15 protein-coding genes, 3 tRNA genes and 1 pseudogene are annotated in these 14,429 nt (G+C 66.6%); 5 read left to right on the top strand and 14 right to left on the bottom strand.

The annotated features are described in order from the left end of the window. Positions 1–125: 125 nt before the first annotated feature. Genes wzm through EET03_RS26595 form a run of 5 tightly spaced genes read right to left on the bottom strand, consistent with a single transcriptional unit; the run spans position 126 to position 5,267 of the window. Positions 126–968, bottom strand: coding sequence for a galactan export ABC transporter permease subunit Wzm/RfbD (wzm, locus tag EET03_RS26615; RefSeq protein WP_075544613.1), 843 nt, complete (start codon positions 966–968; stop codon positions 126–128). Beyond that, a complete protein-coding gene (glfT1, locus tag EET03_RS26610) occupies positions 968–1,879 on the bottom strand; it encodes a galactofuranosyltransferase GlfT1 (RefSeq protein WP_075544612.1) in 912 nt (303 codons plus the stop codon). The genes wzm and glfT1 overlap by 1 nt, the downstream gene beginning before the upstream one ends. Further along, positions 1,872–2,714: a galactan export ABC transporter ATP-binding subunit Wzt/RfbE gene (gene wzt / locus EET03_RS26605; RefSeq protein WP_075544611.1), complete on the bottom strand. Its 843-nt coding sequence runs from the start codon at positions 2,712–2,714 to the stop codon at positions 1,872–1,874. The genes glfT1 and wzt overlap by 8 nt, the downstream gene beginning before the upstream one ends. A gap of 3 nt (positions 2,715–2,717) precedes the next feature. Beyond that, complete coding sequence (locus tag EET03_RS26600; protein ID WP_099193840.1) at positions 2,718–3,245, bottom strand: bacterial proteasome activator family protein; 528 nt, start codon at positions 3,243–3,245, stop codon at positions 2,718–2,720. Between the two features lie 15 nt (positions 3,246–3,260). Continuing rightward, positions 3,261–5,267, bottom strand: a complete 2,007-nt coding sequence (locus EET03_RS26595; protein ID WP_099193839.1) for a DUF6541 family protein — start codon at positions 5,265–5,267, stop codon at positions 3,261–3,263. 119 nt (positions 5,268–5,386) lie between these two features. Here EET03_RS26595 and EET03_RS26590 point away from each other — a divergent pair, with 119 nt between their 5' ends. Next, positions 5,387–6,583, top strand: coding sequence for a cysteine desulfurase-like protein (locus EET03_RS26590; protein ID WP_075544609.1), 1,197 nt, complete (start codon positions 5,387–5,389; stop codon positions 6,581–6,583). A 66-nt stretch (positions 6,584–6,649) separates the two neighbouring features. Here the strand turns inward: EET03_RS26590 and EET03_RS26585 are convergent, their stop codons facing one another. Beyond that, positions 6,650–7,636, bottom strand: coding sequence for an NAD(P)H-quinone oxidoreductase (locus tag EET03_RS26585; RefSeq protein WP_075544608.1), 987 nt, complete (start codon positions 7,634–7,636; stop codon positions 6,650–6,652). Positions 7,637–7,669: 33 nt separating this feature from the next. Here EET03_RS26585 and EET03_RS26580 point away from each other — a divergent pair. Further along, positions 7,670–7,756, top strand: a tRNA-Ser gene (locus tag EET03_RS26580). Here the strand turns inward: EET03_RS26580 and EET03_RS26575 are convergent. From EET03_RS26575 to EET03_RS26560, 4 genes are all read right to left on the bottom strand, one after another. Next, positions 7,738–8,505: a baeRF2 domain-containing protein gene (locus tag EET03_RS26575; RefSeq protein WP_279637756.1), complete on the bottom strand. Its 768-nt coding sequence runs from the start codon at positions 8,503–8,505 to the stop codon at positions 7,738–7,740. The genes EET03_RS26580 and EET03_RS26575 overlap by 19 nt on opposite strands. Positions 8,506–8,548: 43 nt before the next feature. Further along, positions 8,549–8,737 (bottom strand): hypothetical protein, encoded by a 189-nt coding sequence (locus EET03_RS26570; RefSeq protein ID WP_075544607.1) that lies wholly within the window; start codon positions 8,735–8,737, stop codon positions 8,549–8,551. A gap of 29 nt (positions 8,738–8,766) precedes the next feature. Continuing rightward, positions 8,767–10,002 carry a lipase LipE gene (gene lipE, locus EET03_RS26565; protein ID WP_075544606.1) on the bottom strand — a complete coding sequence of 412 codons (1,236 nt, stop codon included), beginning with the start codon at positions 10,000–10,002 and terminating at the stop codon, positions 8,767–8,769. 119 nt (positions 10,003–10,121) lie between these two features. Continuing rightward, a complete protein-coding gene (locus tag EET03_RS26560; RefSeq protein WP_099193838.1) occupies positions 10,122–10,946 on the bottom strand; it encodes a crotonase/enoyl-CoA hydratase family protein in 825 nt (274 codons plus the stop codon). Positions 10,947–10,969: 23 nt separating this feature from the next. Here EET03_RS26560 and EET03_RS26555 point away from each other — a divergent pair, with 23 nt between their 5' ends. Beyond that, complete coding sequence (locus tag EET03_RS26555) at positions 10,970–11,551, top strand: TIGR03086 family metal-binding protein (protein WP_063473076.1); 582 nt, start codon at positions 10,970–10,972, stop codon at positions 11,549–11,551. 46 nt (positions 11,552–11,597) lie between these two features. Here the strand turns inward: EET03_RS26555 and hisC are convergent, their stop codons facing one another. Then, entirely contained in the window at positions 11,598–12,662 is a 1,065-nt protein-coding gene (gene hisC, locus EET03_RS26550) for a histidinol-phosphate transaminase (protein ID WP_075544604.1), read from the bottom strand. Positions 12,663–12,745: 83 nt separating this feature from the next. On the opposite strand from hisC, the gene EET03_RS26545 reads away from it, so the two are divergent. Further along, positions 12,746–12,834, top strand: a tRNA-Ser gene (locus EET03_RS26545). A 33-nt stretch (positions 12,835–12,867) separates the two neighbouring features. Continuing rightward, positions 12,868–12,940, top strand: a tRNA-Arg gene (locus EET03_RS26540). A 334-nt stretch (positions 12,941–13,274) separates the two neighbouring features. On the opposite strand, the gene EET03_RS26535 is transcribed toward EET03_RS26540, so the two are convergent. The 3 genes and pseudogenes from EET03_RS26535 to EET03_RS26525 all read right to left on the bottom strand — a co-directional run. Further along, on the bottom strand, positions 13,275–13,676 hold the full coding sequence (locus EET03_RS26535; RefSeq protein ID WP_075544603.1) for a type II toxin-antitoxin system VapC family toxin: 402 nt from the start codon (positions 13,674–13,676) through the stop codon (positions 13,275–13,277). Continuing rightward, positions 13,673–13,960: a hypothetical protein gene (locus EET03_RS26530; protein ID WP_075544602.1), complete on the bottom strand. Its 288-nt coding sequence runs from the start codon at positions 13,958–13,960 to the stop codon at positions 13,673–13,675. Before EET03_RS26530 ends, EET03_RS26535 begins: the two co-directional genes overlap by 4 nt. Positions 13,961–14,335: 375 nt before the next feature. Further along, positions 14,336–14,429 (bottom strand): annotated as a pseudogene (locus tag EET03_RS26525) (ExeA family protein); the annotation flags it as partial.

The following is a 14,429-nucleotide window of genomic DNA, read 5'->3' as shown; positions in this document are numbered from 1 at the left end:
CGCCGTCGAGGCCCTTGAACAAATAGTCGCCGAATCGCGACAGCCTCAAGCGCGACGTGGCTGCAGTGTCGCGACGACGAGCTGGCGGCCTTCAACGGGATGACGCGACGTCGCCACCGTGGCTGTCAAACCCAATAGGGCACCCGCGCGCGATACTGCCGCATGGCAATCGCCGCCAGCGCCCAACCGACGGCAGTCAGGATCACCACCACCATCCAGTGCCGCAGCTCCTGGTGCGCGCCGAGCAGCGGGGCACGCACGATGTCGAGGTAGTGCAGCAGCGGGTTGAGTTCGACGATGCGCGACCACCGTCCGGCGCCCTGCTGGCGCAGCGTGTCGTCGTTCCAGATGATCGGGGTCATGAAGAACAGCAGTTGCACTACCGAGAACAGCAGCGGGCCGATGTCGCGGTAGCGGGTGGCCAGGATGCCGAAACACAGTGACACCCATACGCAATTGAGCACGATCAGTCCCAATGCGGGAATCACCGACAGATCCGCCCACGACCACGGCTTGGGGAAGATGATCGCCACCACCAGATAGATCACGATGTTGTGGGCGAACAAGATCAGCTGCCGCCACACCAGCCGATAGACGTGCACGCTCAACGGCGTCGGCAATTGTTTGATCAGACCCTCGTTGGAGACGAAGACGTCGGCGCCGTCCAAGATGGCGGCGTTGATCAGGTTCCAGATGATCAGCCCGAGCGTGACGTAGGGCAGATGTTCCGACAACTCGAGGTGAAACAGCTTGGAGTACAACCCGCCCATCGCCACCGCGGTGGTTCCGGTGGCGATGGTGATCCAAAGCGGGCCCAGCACCGAGCGCCGGTAACGCTGCTTGATGTCCTGCCAGCCCAGGTGCAGCCATAGCTCGTGACGGCGGAACCCGTCGATCAGATCGGCCCGGGCGCGGGCAAGTGTGCGCGAGTGCGCTTTGAAACTAGCTTGAGCGTCGATGAACGTCATCACGACCCTCCCAGATCAGGCCGCCCGAACCTCTCGCGACGTCCCAAGCGGCGCAACCCAATCCATTCCACCAGGCCTTTGGGGTCGCGGCGGGTCACCAGGAAGAACCAGCCGAACCGCAGCCACTCCTGTGGCAGGAGCTTACGCAGACCCGGCTGCGACAACACGTAGCCGCGGTTGCGGTAGGTGAAGAACCGCTTGCCGGGGTCGTCGGGGTATTGGGTGTGCATGCGGCCGCCCAGGATCGGTTTGAACTCGTCGGATCCGCACGGGTGCAGGTACACCGCGTCCAGGCAGGTGCCGAACGGCAGGCCGGACCGAACCAGCCGGCGGTGCATCTCCACCTCGTCGCCGCGGATGAACAGCCGTAGGTCCGGCACACCGATCGCCTCCACGGTGGCGGCCCGAAACAGTGCCCCGTTGAACAGCGACGCGATCCCGGGCAGCAGCTCCTGCCCCTGTTCGGTGCGTAATTCGCTGGTGTGGCTGCGCCATACCAGACCGCGCCGCAGCGGAAACGCCAGCCGCTGCGGATCATCGGAATTGCACACCATCGGCGACACCTCGGCCAAGCCGTATTTCTCGGCGCAGGCCAGTAGCGTCGCGAGCACGCCGGTGTCCTGGGCGTGTCCGTCGTCGTCGGCCAACCACACCCAATCGGCGCCCAGCGCCAGCGCGTGCAACATGCCGAGAGCGAAACCGCCTGCGCCGCCCAGGTTTCGGCGCGAACCCAGGTAAGTGGTGGGGATCGGTTGGGCCGCAACCAAATCGCGGACCCGTTCGTCGGCGTCATTGTCGACGACGATCAGGTGATCCGGCGCCCGGGTCTGGGTGCTCAGCACATCCAGCGACGTGGCGAGTTCGTCGAGGCGCCGGTGGGTGACCACGACGGCAGCGATGAACTCACTCATCCCCGGACACTTGTTGCGCCAGCGGCTGTTGCGCCATGCCGGTGTTCGCCGTCTCGGCCAGCACGTCGTGCACGTGCCGGGCCGCGTCCGCACCCTCGTAGGCGCGCACCACGTCTTCGATACCGCCGGTCAGCTTGATGACGCCGTGGTCGATCCACATCGCGGTCTTGCACAGGCGGGCCAGAAATTCGTTGGAATGGCTTGCGAACACCAGGATTCCGGAACGGTCGACCAGGCTCTGCAACCGCGACTGGGCTTTCTTGAGGAATTCGGCGTCCACCGCGCCGATGCCTTCGTCCAGCAACAGGATCTCCGGGTCGATGCTGGTCACCACACCCATCGCCAGCCGCACCCGCATACCGGTGGAATAGGTGCGCAGCGGCATCGACAGATACTCGCCCAACTCGGTGAACTCGGCGATCTCGTCCACCTTGGCCTGCATCTGCTTTCGGGTTTGACCCAGGAACAAGCCGCGGATGATGATGTTTTCGTAGCCGGAGATCTCCGGGTCCATGCCGATGCCCAGATCGAAGACCGGCGCCACCCGGCCGGTGACCTTGGCCCAGCCGCGCGTCGGCTCGTAAATGCCTGAAAGTAGGCGCAGCAGAGTCGATTTCCCGGCTCCGTTGTGGCCGACGAGTCCGACCCGATCGCCGAGTTCGAGCGACATGGTGATGTCCCGCAACGCCTCGATGACGACGACGTTGGAGCTGTTGCGGCCGATCGCACCGCCGGCCTTGCCCAGGAAGGCCTTCTTCAGGGAACGCGATTTGGCGTCGAAGATGGGAAACTCCACCCACGCTTCGCGCGTCTCGATGTGCGGACCCTTGGACACGGTCTACAGGTACTGTCCGTGGCCGTGGCCGTGACCCGGTTTGCCGACGCCCGGGGGCAGTGCGCCCTGGCGCATCTGCTCCAGCTGCGCGCGGGCGGCCATCTGCTGGGCGAACAGCGCGGTCTGGATGCCGTGGAACAGACCTTCCAGCCAGCCGACCAACTGTGCCTGCGCGATCCGCAATTCGGCGTCCGAAGGCGCGGCGTCCTCGCTGAACGGCAGCGTCAGCCGGTCGAGTTCCTCGCGCAGCTCCGGCGCCAGGCCGTCTTCGAGCTCGCGGATGCTGGTGGCGTGGATATCGCGTAGCCGGTTGCGGCTGGCGTCGTCCAGCGGCGCGGCGCGGACCTCCTCGAGCAGTTGCTTGATCATGGTGCCTATTCGCATCACCTTGGCGGGCTGTTCGACGAGGTCGGTCAGCGAACGCTCGTCGGAGTCGTCTTCGGCTATCGCCATGAACCGCGGTTCGTCACCGATGATCTCGACGCCCTCGACATCTTGGTCATCGTTGCCGGTAGTCAATCCAGTCACCATCCTCTTACGCGTCGACTAGGAGTGCGTCGCCAGGGCCTGCCCGCGCCACTCGTAAATCCGGGCTCCGCCGTTGTCGTAAATTTTCTTCCACGACGGCGATTTCTCCAGAGAGACTAGTCCGTCGGGAACGGGGAACCCCCTGACCGTCGGGCTGCTGGTCAGGATGTAGCGGATATTGAGCGCCTTGATGGACTCCGGTACCCGCGGATCGGCATCGCCATTGCGCGCGTAGGCCCAGAAGATGAACCGGTGGTAGCCGGGGCCCTGCTGCACGGGGTAGTCGTAGTGGGTCCATAGCGGGTGCAGGTCGGCGACCGCATACATCCACGCGGTGCCGTCGGTGTTGGCGTTGCCGATCAGGGTGTCGCGGGCGCCGGGCAGGGTCGCCAGGTACGCCATGGCGTCGAGGTCGCGTTGGTCGATCATCACCGAGTCGTACTTGTCGCCGAACAGGAAGCGGTGCCGCGGAAAGTAATGCCAGGAACTGGCCAGGCATATCCCTATCAGCAGCGCGGCGGTCACCGAGGTCCAGAACGGTTGCGGCAGCGTCTTGAAGCGCTTGAAGCGCTGGGTCAGTCGTTTCGCTCCGGCCACTGCCAGCATGACGATCGTGAACAAGGCGACGCCGGCCATCGACATCAGCAGCAGCGTGGTGGCTGCCGCTATCCGGCGCGGATCGTTGTAGAAGAATTTGCCGAGCCCCCCGGCCACCACTTCAATCGGGCCGCGCAGCGGGGTGCCGGCGTTGACGTTCATCACGATCAGCAGCAACCACACCGCCAGCGGCCACCAGATCTTCTTGACCAGCAGCAGGAACCCGCCGATGGCGGCCAGCACGATCAGGGCGTACTGGACGGGGAAGTCGTTGAGGTGGCGGGAGTGCTGGAAAACCGCGTCGAAGATGCCTCGCTTGGTGCTCAGGTAGGTGAGAAACGAGTGCCCGGCGATGACGTCTTCCTGCTGTTGGACGCTGAGGAACTGCGGCAGCATGATCAGCCCGGAAATCACCGTCACGCCGGCCAGGGTCAGCAGATCGGCCGGCCGGCCGCGGACCGGACGCCACAACGCCTCGAGGAGCCACCAGGCCGACACCAACAGCACGACCACGACGCCCCCGCTGATATGCACCGACAACACCCCCACGAACGCCAGCACGGCCACCGGGATCCGGTCGCGGTGGCGCAACGTCGAGGTGATCAGCGCCATGGTGGGTACCGCGACCCCGTAGGCGGCCAGGTTGGGCATCGCGGCGGTGTCGAACTCGACATACGGCACCGCGGTGAACGACGCCGACAATGCCGCCGCGGTGGCGGCCGCCCCGGCGGTCAGCCACTCCGCGGAGGCCGAGGTGGCCGGCCATTCGGCCAACCGTGAGCGCAGCACCCGCCAGGTCAGCACCGCCGCGCTCACCGGAAACAGCCAGATCGCTGCGGCCAGCGAGTTCAGCGTGTAACCGGTGGTGGCTGCGGCGCCGGTGAGCTGGCAGAACACCGCGGCCAGCGCGTGGAACACCGACGGGTAGTACAGCAGCGCGTGGGTTTCGACGTTGCGGAGCTCGCCCATGTGGGTGGGCGACGCCTGGCCGGTGTCGAGGATGAAGCGCACGGTGTTGGCGTGCCACACCGCGTCCCAGGTGCTGGGGATGGACTGCCAGTGCGGGATCCCGCGGTAGGCCGCCCAGCCGATGAACAGCACCCCCAGCAGCACCCCGGCCGCGATCGTCAGCGCCGGACCGCGACCGACCGCCCGCGCCTCGGCGTCCCGGTCCCGAAAGCGGCCGAGCAACAGCTGAAGGCCGGTGGCCGCCGCGGTCACGGCGGCCAAGGCCAGCAGTGCCGTCCAGCCGTTCCACGGGATGCCCAGCGCGCCATAGGGCAGGATCGCCACGGCGATGACGCCGTACGTCAGCGGCGGGCCTACCGCGATGGCGGTGGGCCAATTCAGCTGAGCGACGCGTGCGACGATTGCCCCGGGCGCGATCAGCAATACCAATGCGATCAGCGTTCCGAACCACAAGCTCACTGGACTAGTATGGCTGGCCGGGTGTCCTGGCTCGGGAAGCCGTAACGGCTACAACGTCGATGGGGCACCCACGACCGTCACCAGTTTGCAGATATAGCGAGAGCATTAGGGTGGCTGGCATGCCATATGACGTCGCCCGGGTGCGGGGGTTGCACCCGTCGCTGGGTGACGGATGGGTGCACTTCGACGCGCCGGCCGGCATGTTGATTCCCGATTCTGTCGCGACCACCGTGTCGACGGCATTTCGCAGGTCTGCCGCCAGCACGGCGGGTGCGCACCCCTCGGCGAGACGCAGCGCCGCCGTGCTGGATGCGGCGCGTGACGCGGTGGCCGATCTGGTCAACGGTGATCCGGGTGGCGTGGTGCTGGGCGCCGATCGCGCGGTGCTGTTGTCGTCGTTGGCCGAGGCGTCGTCCTCGCGCGCCGGCTTGGGCTACGAGGTCATCGTCAGCCGCCTCGACGACGAGGCCAATATCGCGCCGTGGCTGCGGGCGGCACACCGCTACGGCGCCAAGGTGAAGTGGGCCGAGGTCGACATCGAGACCGGTGAGCTGCCGACGTGGCAGTGGGAGAGCCTGATCAGCAAGTCGACCCGGCTGGTCGCGGTCACGTCCGCATCCGGGACGCTGGGCGCGGTCACCGACCTGCGAGCGATGACCAAGCTGGTCCACGACGTCGGCGGTCTGGTGGTGGTCGACCATTCTGCTGCCGCCCCGTACCGGCTGATCGACATCAAGGAAACCGAGGCCGACGTGGTGGCGGTCAACGCCGTCGGCTGGGGCGGGCCGCCGGTCGGGGCGATGGTTTTCCGTGAGCCGGCGCTGCTGAACACCTTCGCCTCGGTGTCGACGCATCCGCATGCCACCGGTCCGGCACGGCTGGAGATCGGCGGGCACCAGTTCGGTCTGCTGGCCGGCGTGGTCGCCAGCATCGAATACCTCGCCTCGCTGGACGAGTCGGCTCGCGGAACCCGCCGCGAACGCCTGTCGGTGTCGATGCATTCGGCGTCGGCCTACCTGAACCGGATCTTCGACTACCTGATGGTGTCGTTGCGGTCGTTGCCGTTGGTGATCCTGATCGGCCGCCCGGAAGCGCGGATACCGGTGCTGAGCTTCGCATTTCAAGACGTGCCGGCCGATCGGGTGGTACAGCGCCTGGCCGACAACGGCATTCTGGCGATCGCGAATGCCAACTCCCGCGCGCTGGACGTGCTGGGCGCCAACGACGTGGGCGGCGCGGTGACCGTCGGGCTGGCTCACTATTCGACGACGGCCGAAGTGGACCAGTTGGTGCGCGCGCTGGCTTCTCTGGGTTGAGTCGGGCTAATCACTCGCGACCGCAACGCCAGGGCGAAATTTCGGCGCGCTGATATCGCCGCGGCGTTACGCTCGCGGGTTCGAGACGGTCAGCAGGATCTTGCCGTACGTCTTGCCCGACAACATCAGTTGATGCGCCTCCGCCGCCTGTTGGATGGGCAGCCGGTTGCCGATGATCGGCCGAACCCGCTCGTTGGCGATCATCGGCCAGACCGAGGCCGTCACCGCCGACGCGATGGCGCTCTTGCTGTTCGGACCGGCCACCGGACGGGCCCGCAGCGTGGTGCCGATGATCCGGGCCCTTTTGGTGAGCAACTTGCCCAGGTTGAGCTCCGCCTTGACCCCGCCCTGCATGCCGATGACCACCAGTTGGCCGTCGACGGCCAGGGCGTCGATATTGCGGTCCAGATAGGCCGCGCCCATGATGTCGAGGATCACGTCGGCCCCGGGGCTCTCCTCTTTGAGGCGAGTGACGAAGTCCTCGTCGTGATAGTTGATGGTGATCTGCGCCCCGAGGCCGCGACAGAGTTCCAGCTTTTCCGGCGTCCCGGCGGTCACCGCCACCCGGGCGCCCAAAGCGCGCGCGACCTGGATCGCGTGGGTGCCGATGCCGCTGGCGCCGCCATGGATCAACAGCAGCTGACCCGGGCTCAGGTGGGCGGTCATCACCAGGTTCGACCACACCGTGCAGGCGACTTCGGGAAGCGCCGCGGCATCGACAAGACCGACATTCGGTGGAAGCGGCATCACCTGGCCAGCCGGAACGGCGACGTACTCGGCGTAGCCACCGCCCGCCAGTAGCGCGCAAACCTCTTGTCCCACAGCCCAATCCGAGACACCGGAACCCACGTCGGCCACCGTGCCGCTGACCTCCATACCGATGGTCTCGCTGGCGCCCGGCGGCGGCGGATATTTTCCGGCCGCCTGCAGTACGTCGGCGCGGTTGACGCCAGCCGCGGCGACCTTGACTAGCACCTCGCCCGGGCCCGCGCAGACATCGGGCACTTCCTGCCAAACCAGTTGATCCGCCGATTCGGCGACGATGGCACGCATGAGGGCCACGCTACAACCGCTACCCTAAGCAGCGGTGGCGTGGCAGAGCGGCCTAATGCACTCGCCTTGAAAGCGAGAGACGGCTAAAACCGTCCGGGGGTTCAAATCCCTCCGCCACCGCCGTTCAGTGCAAGTGTCGGCGCATACCGAAGCGCGGCGGCGACGCCGTCGGTCGAAGCCATCCGCTCGTCGGTGCGTACCAGCGAGGCCCCGACCGAGATCGCCAACAGCGGCAGCGCCTCGTCGGCCCGCAGCGTTTTGGCCGGCGCGGCCCCCTGCTCGGATAGCACGTCCGCGTTGGGGGCGACGCTGCTCGGTGTCTCGTCGGCGACCACGGTGGCGGCTCCGATGTCGCCGACGATCAGGGTGTCGACCGCCCCCTGCCGCAACGCTGAACAGACGGCGCCCAGATCCTGCGCGGCACGTCCGGACCGTCGGCCGATCTCGGCGCCGAAGCGTTCCGCGGCGTCATCGATCGCTCGGAGTCGGCGCCGGACGAACCAGGACTCGATGGCGTGTTGGACCTCGTCGACGTCGTATCCGCTGTGGCGTGCACCGACCTTCAGCGGGACCGCCCGGCCGAGTACCCGCTCCGGCAGGGCCACCAGCAGGTCGGAGCGTGATCGCACCTCGCCGACCACGAAGAACGCGCCGACGCCTGTCTCGTCGACCAATTCGGTGACGCGGTCGGCGACGGCGCGCAGGTTCTTGCGCGCGGCTTCGTCGGTGCGCAACTGCGGGTCGCCATATCCCGCCGTTTCCGCGCCGGCGGCTTTGTGGACCGGATAACCGCCGCCGTCGACGGTTTCTGAGCGCAAGGTGTCGTGGCTGCGGACGGTGTGTCCAACAATTGGCGGAAGCGGTCGGATTGCATACCTGTCGGGTTGCCGTGCCGGTCGGCGGGCAAACCCGCTAAGCCCGGTCCCCGTCGGTTTGGTCGAAGAATCGCCAGTCGCCGTCAATATCGACTTCCATCCGCCAGCCGAACTCGGTTTTGTCGGCCTGGTTATCGACGAACCACGCGTGGGCGTCGTCGGCGCTGGCGATGTCCTTGGTGGCGACAACTTCGCCGTGCGGGTTGATCACTCGGTAGGTAGACATGCCCCCAGGGTTCCCGCCGGCCGGCGAGGTCAACCGGATGGGATCGTGGCGGTGATCGTGTTCAGCAGCGCCCCGTAGCGGCCGGCGTCGGGATCTCTGCCGGGTTTGCCGCTGCTGATCACCGCGGCGGCCAGGCGGCGCTGCGGGTCGGCCCAGACGGCGATGTTGACCAGGCCGAGGTGACCGAACGCGGCCGGCGCGTTGCGCCCGAATGGCCCGAACCGCGTCGAACCCAGCATGTATCCGGTGCCCCAGCGCAACGGCATCAGACCGGTCGCGACGTCGGGCCGCAGCCGCCGGCATTCCTTGACCGCGTTGCGCACCGTCTCGGGCCGCATGATCCGTACCCCGTCGAGTTCGCCGCCGCGGCGCAGGATCTCCATGAACCGCGACAGCTCGTTAGCGGTGGAGACGGTGTTGGACGACGGGACGATGGTGCTCAGAAACAGCGGCTGGTTGGTGTACGGGATGACCTCGTGCACGGTTCCGCCGATGGCCTTGCGGAACGCCGCTGCGATCAGCGGCGGCAACGGCCGTCCGGTGGCGTGGCTGGGCGCGACCAGTGGGACGTCCTTCTTGGCGACACCGAAGTTGGTCCACCGGAAGCCCAGCGGGTCGAGGATCTCGGCGGCCAGGATGTCGCGAATTTCCTTGCCGGTGCTCCGCCAGACGATCTCGCGCATCAGCGGACCCCAGGTCAGGGCGTGGTACATGTGGACCAGCCCGGGCCGGTAGAGCGGCCGCAATTCGCCCAGCTTCTGCAGCGCGTAATCGTGGTCGTCGGCCTTGGTCACGTCCGGCCTGGGGCCGGTGGGAAACGGGACGCCGGCGCTGTGGGTCAGCACGTGGCGGATCGTGGTGCGGTCCTTGCCGTGGCTGGTGTAGGTGGGCAGGTACTCGCAGACGCGGTGGTCGAGGCTGAAGTGGCCCTGTTCGGCGAGCAGGTGCACGACGGTCGCGGTAATAGCCTTGGCCGACGAGTAGGCGCAGAACGGGGTGTCGGTGGTGACCGGAATTTTCTCGGCGTCGGGTGCATCGGTCGGGGCGTTGCCCCAGCCATGGCCGATCGCCCGGTTGAGCACCACGTTTCCGTTGTGCCGCAGGCACACCTGGATAGCGGGGTGCATTCCGGCCTGGTACCAGTAGCGGGCGGCCTGCCAGATCCGTTCGACGGCCGCGCTGTCGATGTCGCAGTGGTCTTCGTCGGCGATCGCCGTCACGGCGTCCAGGTCGGCGGGGACGCGGATCTTTCCGTCGGGGGTCATCTCTGCCACCTTCGCGAGGGTACGTGGCTATAGCCGCAGCGAGATTGCCGCCACGGTCGTGGTCGGCGCCGCAACCACAGCCATGACGGCAATCTCGCCGCTGTACCGGGCGGCAGGACTTACTCCCCGGTGAACTGCGGTGGCCGCTTGGCGAAGATCGCCGAGATGCCCTCGGTCAGGTCCTTCGACGGCAGGAACGCGGCGTTCCACGCGGCGACATAGCGCAGGCTCTCCGACACGGCGGAAATACGTTGCTGGTCAAGGACATCCTTGATGCCGTGCACGGTCAGCGGCGGGTTTTCAGCGATCTCGGCGGCCGTGGCGTGCGCCGCGGCCAGCGTGGCGTCGGCATCCGGGTAGACGTCGTTGACCAGGCCGATCTTCTCGGCGCGGGCAGCGTCGATGTCGCGGCCCGTCAGCGCCAGTTCGCGTAGGTGACCGTCGTTCAGGATCAGCGGCAGGCGGGCGAGGCTGCCGACATCGGCGACGATGGCCAGTTTGACCTCGCGCACCGAGAACTTGGCGTCAGCGCTGGCGTAGCGGATGTCCACCGCCGAGATCAGGTCGACGCCGCCGCCGATGCACCAGCCGTGTACCGCGGCGATGGTGGGGGTGCGGCAATCGGCGACCGCGCTGATCGCGTTCTGCATGCGCTTGATCTCGGCGTGGAACTCCGCGCGCGGGCCCGCCAGGGCGTCGCCGGACAGCAGCGGGGTGAACGAGCCGCCCATCGCCGGGACGTCGAGGCCGTAGCTGAAGTTCTTGCCGGAACCGGTGATGACGATGGCCCGCACCTCGCGGTCGGCGTCCAGCTTTGCGAACACTTCGGGCATCTCCGACCAGAACGCCGGGCCCATCGCATTTCCCTTACCGGGCCCGATCAGGGTCACCTGCGCGACCCGGTCCTTGATTTCGACGGTAACGGATTCGTATGTTTCGCCCATGCCGAGACCGTAGCGTGGCGAGTATGTCCTCCGATTTGCGACCCGGACCAGATTCTCCACCGACCGACGAGCTGCAAAGCGCCGAGGCCTCACTCGGGGTCCTGCAGCAGGTGCTGCACACCATCGCCGCCGACGACAGGGCCAAGCAGACGCCGTGCACCGAGTACGACGTGAAGGGCCTGACCGGGCATCTGCTCAACTCGATCATGGTTCTCGGCGGCATGGTCGACGCGGAATTCTCCATGCGAGAGGACACCGACTCGGTGGAGCGTCTGGTGATCGGCGCCGCTCGGCCGGCGCTGGATGCCTGGCACCGCCACGGCCTGGAAGGTGAGGTGTCGCTGGGTCCGGGTTCGATGTCCGCCAGGGTGGCGGTGTCTGTCTTTTCGATCGAATTCCTGGTCCACGCCTGGGATTACGCGACGGCAGTGGGACGTGAGGTGCGCGTGGCCGATTCGTTGGCCGAGTACGTGCTGGGATTGGCGCACACGCTGATCAAGCCGCACGAACGCAGCGCCGCCGGGTTTGATGCGCCGGTCGAGGTTCCCGAGCACGCCAGCGCGCTGCATCGGCTCGTCGCGTTCACCGGCCGCAACCCGGCTTGAGCGTCGGCAGCGGATTTTTCGACGAATCGCGCCGCGGCCATACTCATCACGTCGCAGCCGCGGCAGTGATCCAGCTGCGGGCGAACCGCAACAGGGCGTCGTTTTCTTCCGGCGCACCCACGGTGACCCGGACGCCTTCGCTGCTCACGGGGCGGACCACGATGCGCGCGGCGGCCGCCTGTTCCACGAAGTCGCGAGTGCGCGCTCCCAGCGGCAGCCAGACGAAGTTGGCCTGCGGCGGCGGCAGGTCGAATCCGGCGTCGCGCAACGCCGCACCCACCCGGGTGCGCTCGGCGACCACCGCGTCGGTGCGGGCCAGCAGTTCGTCGGCGGCATCCAGTGAGGCAATGGCCGCCGCCTGCGCGATGCTCGACACGGTGAACGGCACGTAGACCTTGTCCAGCGCGACGATCACGTCCGGGTGGCCGATCGCATACCCGACGCGTAAACCCGCCAGCCCGTACGCCTTCGAGAAGGTTCGCATCACCACCACGTTGTCGTGGGAATGGACCAACTCCAGACTGTCGGGGGCCATGCCGTCGCGGACGTATTCCACGTAGGCCTCGTCGATCGCGATCAGGATGTGCGCCGGAACCGCGTTGACGAAATCGGCGAGCACATACGGGGGAACAACGGTCGACGTCGGATTGTTCGGATTGCATACGAAGATCAGCCGGGTGCGGTCGGTGACCGCGGCCAGCATCGCTTCGAGGTCGAACGTGTGATTGGTCAACGGCACCGGGACGGCGGTCGCGCCCGCGACCGCAACCTGCGGCGGGTAGAGCTCGAAGCTGCGCCAGCCGAAGATCACCTCGTCGCCCACCGAGGCGACGATTTGAACGAGCTGCTGGCACAGGCTGACCGAACCGCACCCGACGGCAACGTGCTCGGGACCGACGTCCAAGTGCTTGGCCAACGCTGCCCTGAGCTCGACGCTGCCGTTGTCGGGGTAGCGGTTGATCGAGTCGGTGGCCTGTTCGATGGCCGCGCGCACACTGGGCAGCGGGCCGATCACGGTCTCGTTGCTGGCCAATTTGATCGCCCCGGGCACCGTCTTGCCGGGAATATAGACTGGCAGCCCGTCCAGCACGGGTCGCAGACGGGCAGGCACGTCGACAGCATATGTGGCAGCTGTGTACGCTAAGCGTCCGGCAGCTCCGGGTTCCCGGCATCGGGTACCCTCAGGAAGTTCATGGAGGCGTGCCAGAGCGGCCGAATGGGGCTCACTGCTAATGAGTTGTCCCCCTTCAAGGGGACCGGAGGTTCAAATCCTCTCGCCTCCGCTGGACCCTTCCGGGGAACACAACTGAAGACAAGCGCCCGTAGCTCAACGGATAGAGCATCTGACTACGGATCAGAAGGTTGGGAGTTCGAATCTCTTCGGGCGCGCTCTCTACCAGCGCCAATGCGTTCCGTTGGTATCAGGCTGCCGGTAAAGTTGTCACGGATTGTCACAACTCGTGCCAAACTCTGCGCGCCGTCGGCCAGCGCGTCGGGCTGCGAGTGCACATACGTCCGCATCGTGAACGCCACATCATCGAACACTCCTAGGTAGCTTTTCCACTACGCCAGCCAATTTCGCCACAAGTCGACACAGGTTGCCGAAAGGTCGACATCATCGGGGCGGGGAACGCGAGCAACCGTATCCCGCGGCGAATCATCGGCAGGCAACGTCGCAGTTACGTATCGGGACGATGCGTCTTGTTTGCCCGTATGGGTGCCGTCAGCCTGGGAGGTGCAGCACCCGGACCGGCAGGCCAGGGGTGTTGGCCAGTCGGCGATCGTCGGAAAGCAGGTCGGCGCCAAGGTGCTCGGCGAGCGCCACGTACACCGCGTCAGCGAAGGTGACGTTTGTCCGTAACTGCCATGCGTCGGCGAACAACCCCCGCACCTGGGTAACGCGCAGCGGCCAGCCCATCAGGGCATCGATGGCCTGATCGATCTGGGGGCGCGTCAGGATGCGGTTCAGGTCCCATCGGCGCAACACCGCGCCGCACTCCACGAAGAACAGCTCGGGCACCCATGGCACCCCGTCGGCGGGCAACAACGCTCGTAGCGCTCGCCCGCGCAGCGTGTCCGCGGCCAGTTCGACGCCAGCGGAGGCGTCGATGACGACCGGGTTCACACCTCGCCAGCGGCGCGCGCTTCGGCAAGGGTGTCAGCAGCCCGCACGCCCGGATCAACTGGTTCACCCGTCTGACGACGATCAAGCCACGCAGCGAAGGACTCCGGCGTGATCTCATCATCGGGGTTCAGGACGACCACCGCCGGGTCCGACGGGGTATCGGGGAAGCCAGCCACGAACTCCACTCTATCGACCTGCACGAATGTGGTGACAGTGTGCAGGGAAATACCCGGACACCCGTCGGAACAGGATACGTCGGAGAAATACCCGATCACGAGGGACATCTACGGGTTGAGCGGGCGTTCATGGTGAAACGGCCTTAGGAGAGCCTGCGAGCCCGCCTGATCGATGAGCCGAGAGGCGGCTGTCCCTGGCTGCAATCCGAGGGTTTCACGGGAGTGAAGTGTGCTGGTCGTCAGCTGCCTCGGATGTGGTTGAGCTGGTTGGTCAGCTGGCGAGCAGGGGCCCGAATGCGCCCTCGGCGAGGGCGATTGCGTCGTCTTGGCCGACGATGAAGCCTTGCAGGTCGGAATGGTTTGTTGACCGGCATTCACGATGAGGATGATGGCGGCGTTGATCGTGAGGATGTGCGGGTATGAAACGACCCCGCCGGTGGATGTCCGGCGGGGTCGGTGGTGTTCGGGGTGTCGGTGTGGTGTTCAGTCCGCCGTGACTTCGGCAACAGCGGTGCGGGTGGAGGATTCGTCGACGATGGCCTTGTCGGCGGCGAACGCGGCGACGAGGGCTTGTAGC

The organism is Mycobacterium innocens (assembly GCF_900566055.1).
GTDB lineage: Bacteria > Actinomycetota > Actinomycetes > Mycobacteriales > Mycobacteriaceae > Mycobacterium > Mycobacterium innocens.
This window is presented reverse-complemented; position numbering and strand designations above follow the sequence as displayed.

What these genes read in the sequence shown, in the direction of transcription:
- glfT1 (WP_075544612.1), bottom strand. Translation starts at nt 1,879, where the DNA reads ATGAGTGAGTTCATCGCTGCCGTCGTGGTCACCCACCGGCGCCTCGAC.
- EET03_RS26530 (WP_075544602.1), bottom strand. Translation starts at nt 13,960, where the DNA reads ATGTCCCTCGTGATCGGGTATTTCTCCGACGTATCCTGTTCCGACGGG.
- EET03_RS26590 (WP_075544609.1), top strand. Translation starts at nt 5,387, where the DNA reads ATGCCATATGACGTCGCCCGGGTGCGGGGGTTGCACCCGTCGCTGGGT.
- EET03_RS26570 (WP_075544607.1), bottom strand. Translation starts at nt 8,737, where the DNA reads ATGTCTACCTACCGAGTGATCAACCCGCACGGCGAAGTTGTCGCCACC.
- EET03_RS26585 (WP_075544608.1), bottom strand. Translation starts at nt 7,636, where the DNA reads ATGCGTGCCATCGTCGCCGAATCGGCGGATCAACTGGTTTGGCAGGAA.
- wzm (WP_075544613.1), bottom strand. Translation starts at nt 968, where the DNA reads ATGACGTTCATCGACGCTCAAGCTAGTTTCAAAGCGCACTCGCGCACA.
- EET03_RS26555 (WP_063473076.1), top strand. Translation starts at nt 10,970, where the DNA reads ATGTCCTCCGATTTGCGACCCGGACCAGATTCTCCACCGACCGACGAG.
- EET03_RS26600 (WP_099193840.1), bottom strand. Translation starts at nt 3,245, where the DNA reads ATGGTGACTGGATTGACTACCGGCAACGATGACCAAGATGTCGAGGGC.
- EET03_RS26560 (WP_099193838.1), bottom strand. Translation starts at nt 10,946, where the DNA reads ATGGGCGAAACATACGAATCCGTTACCGTCGAAATCAAGGACCGGGTC.
- lipE (WP_075544606.1), bottom strand. Translation starts at nt 10,002, where the DNA reads ATGACCCCCGACGGAAAGATCCGCGTCCCCGCCGACCTGGACGCCGTG.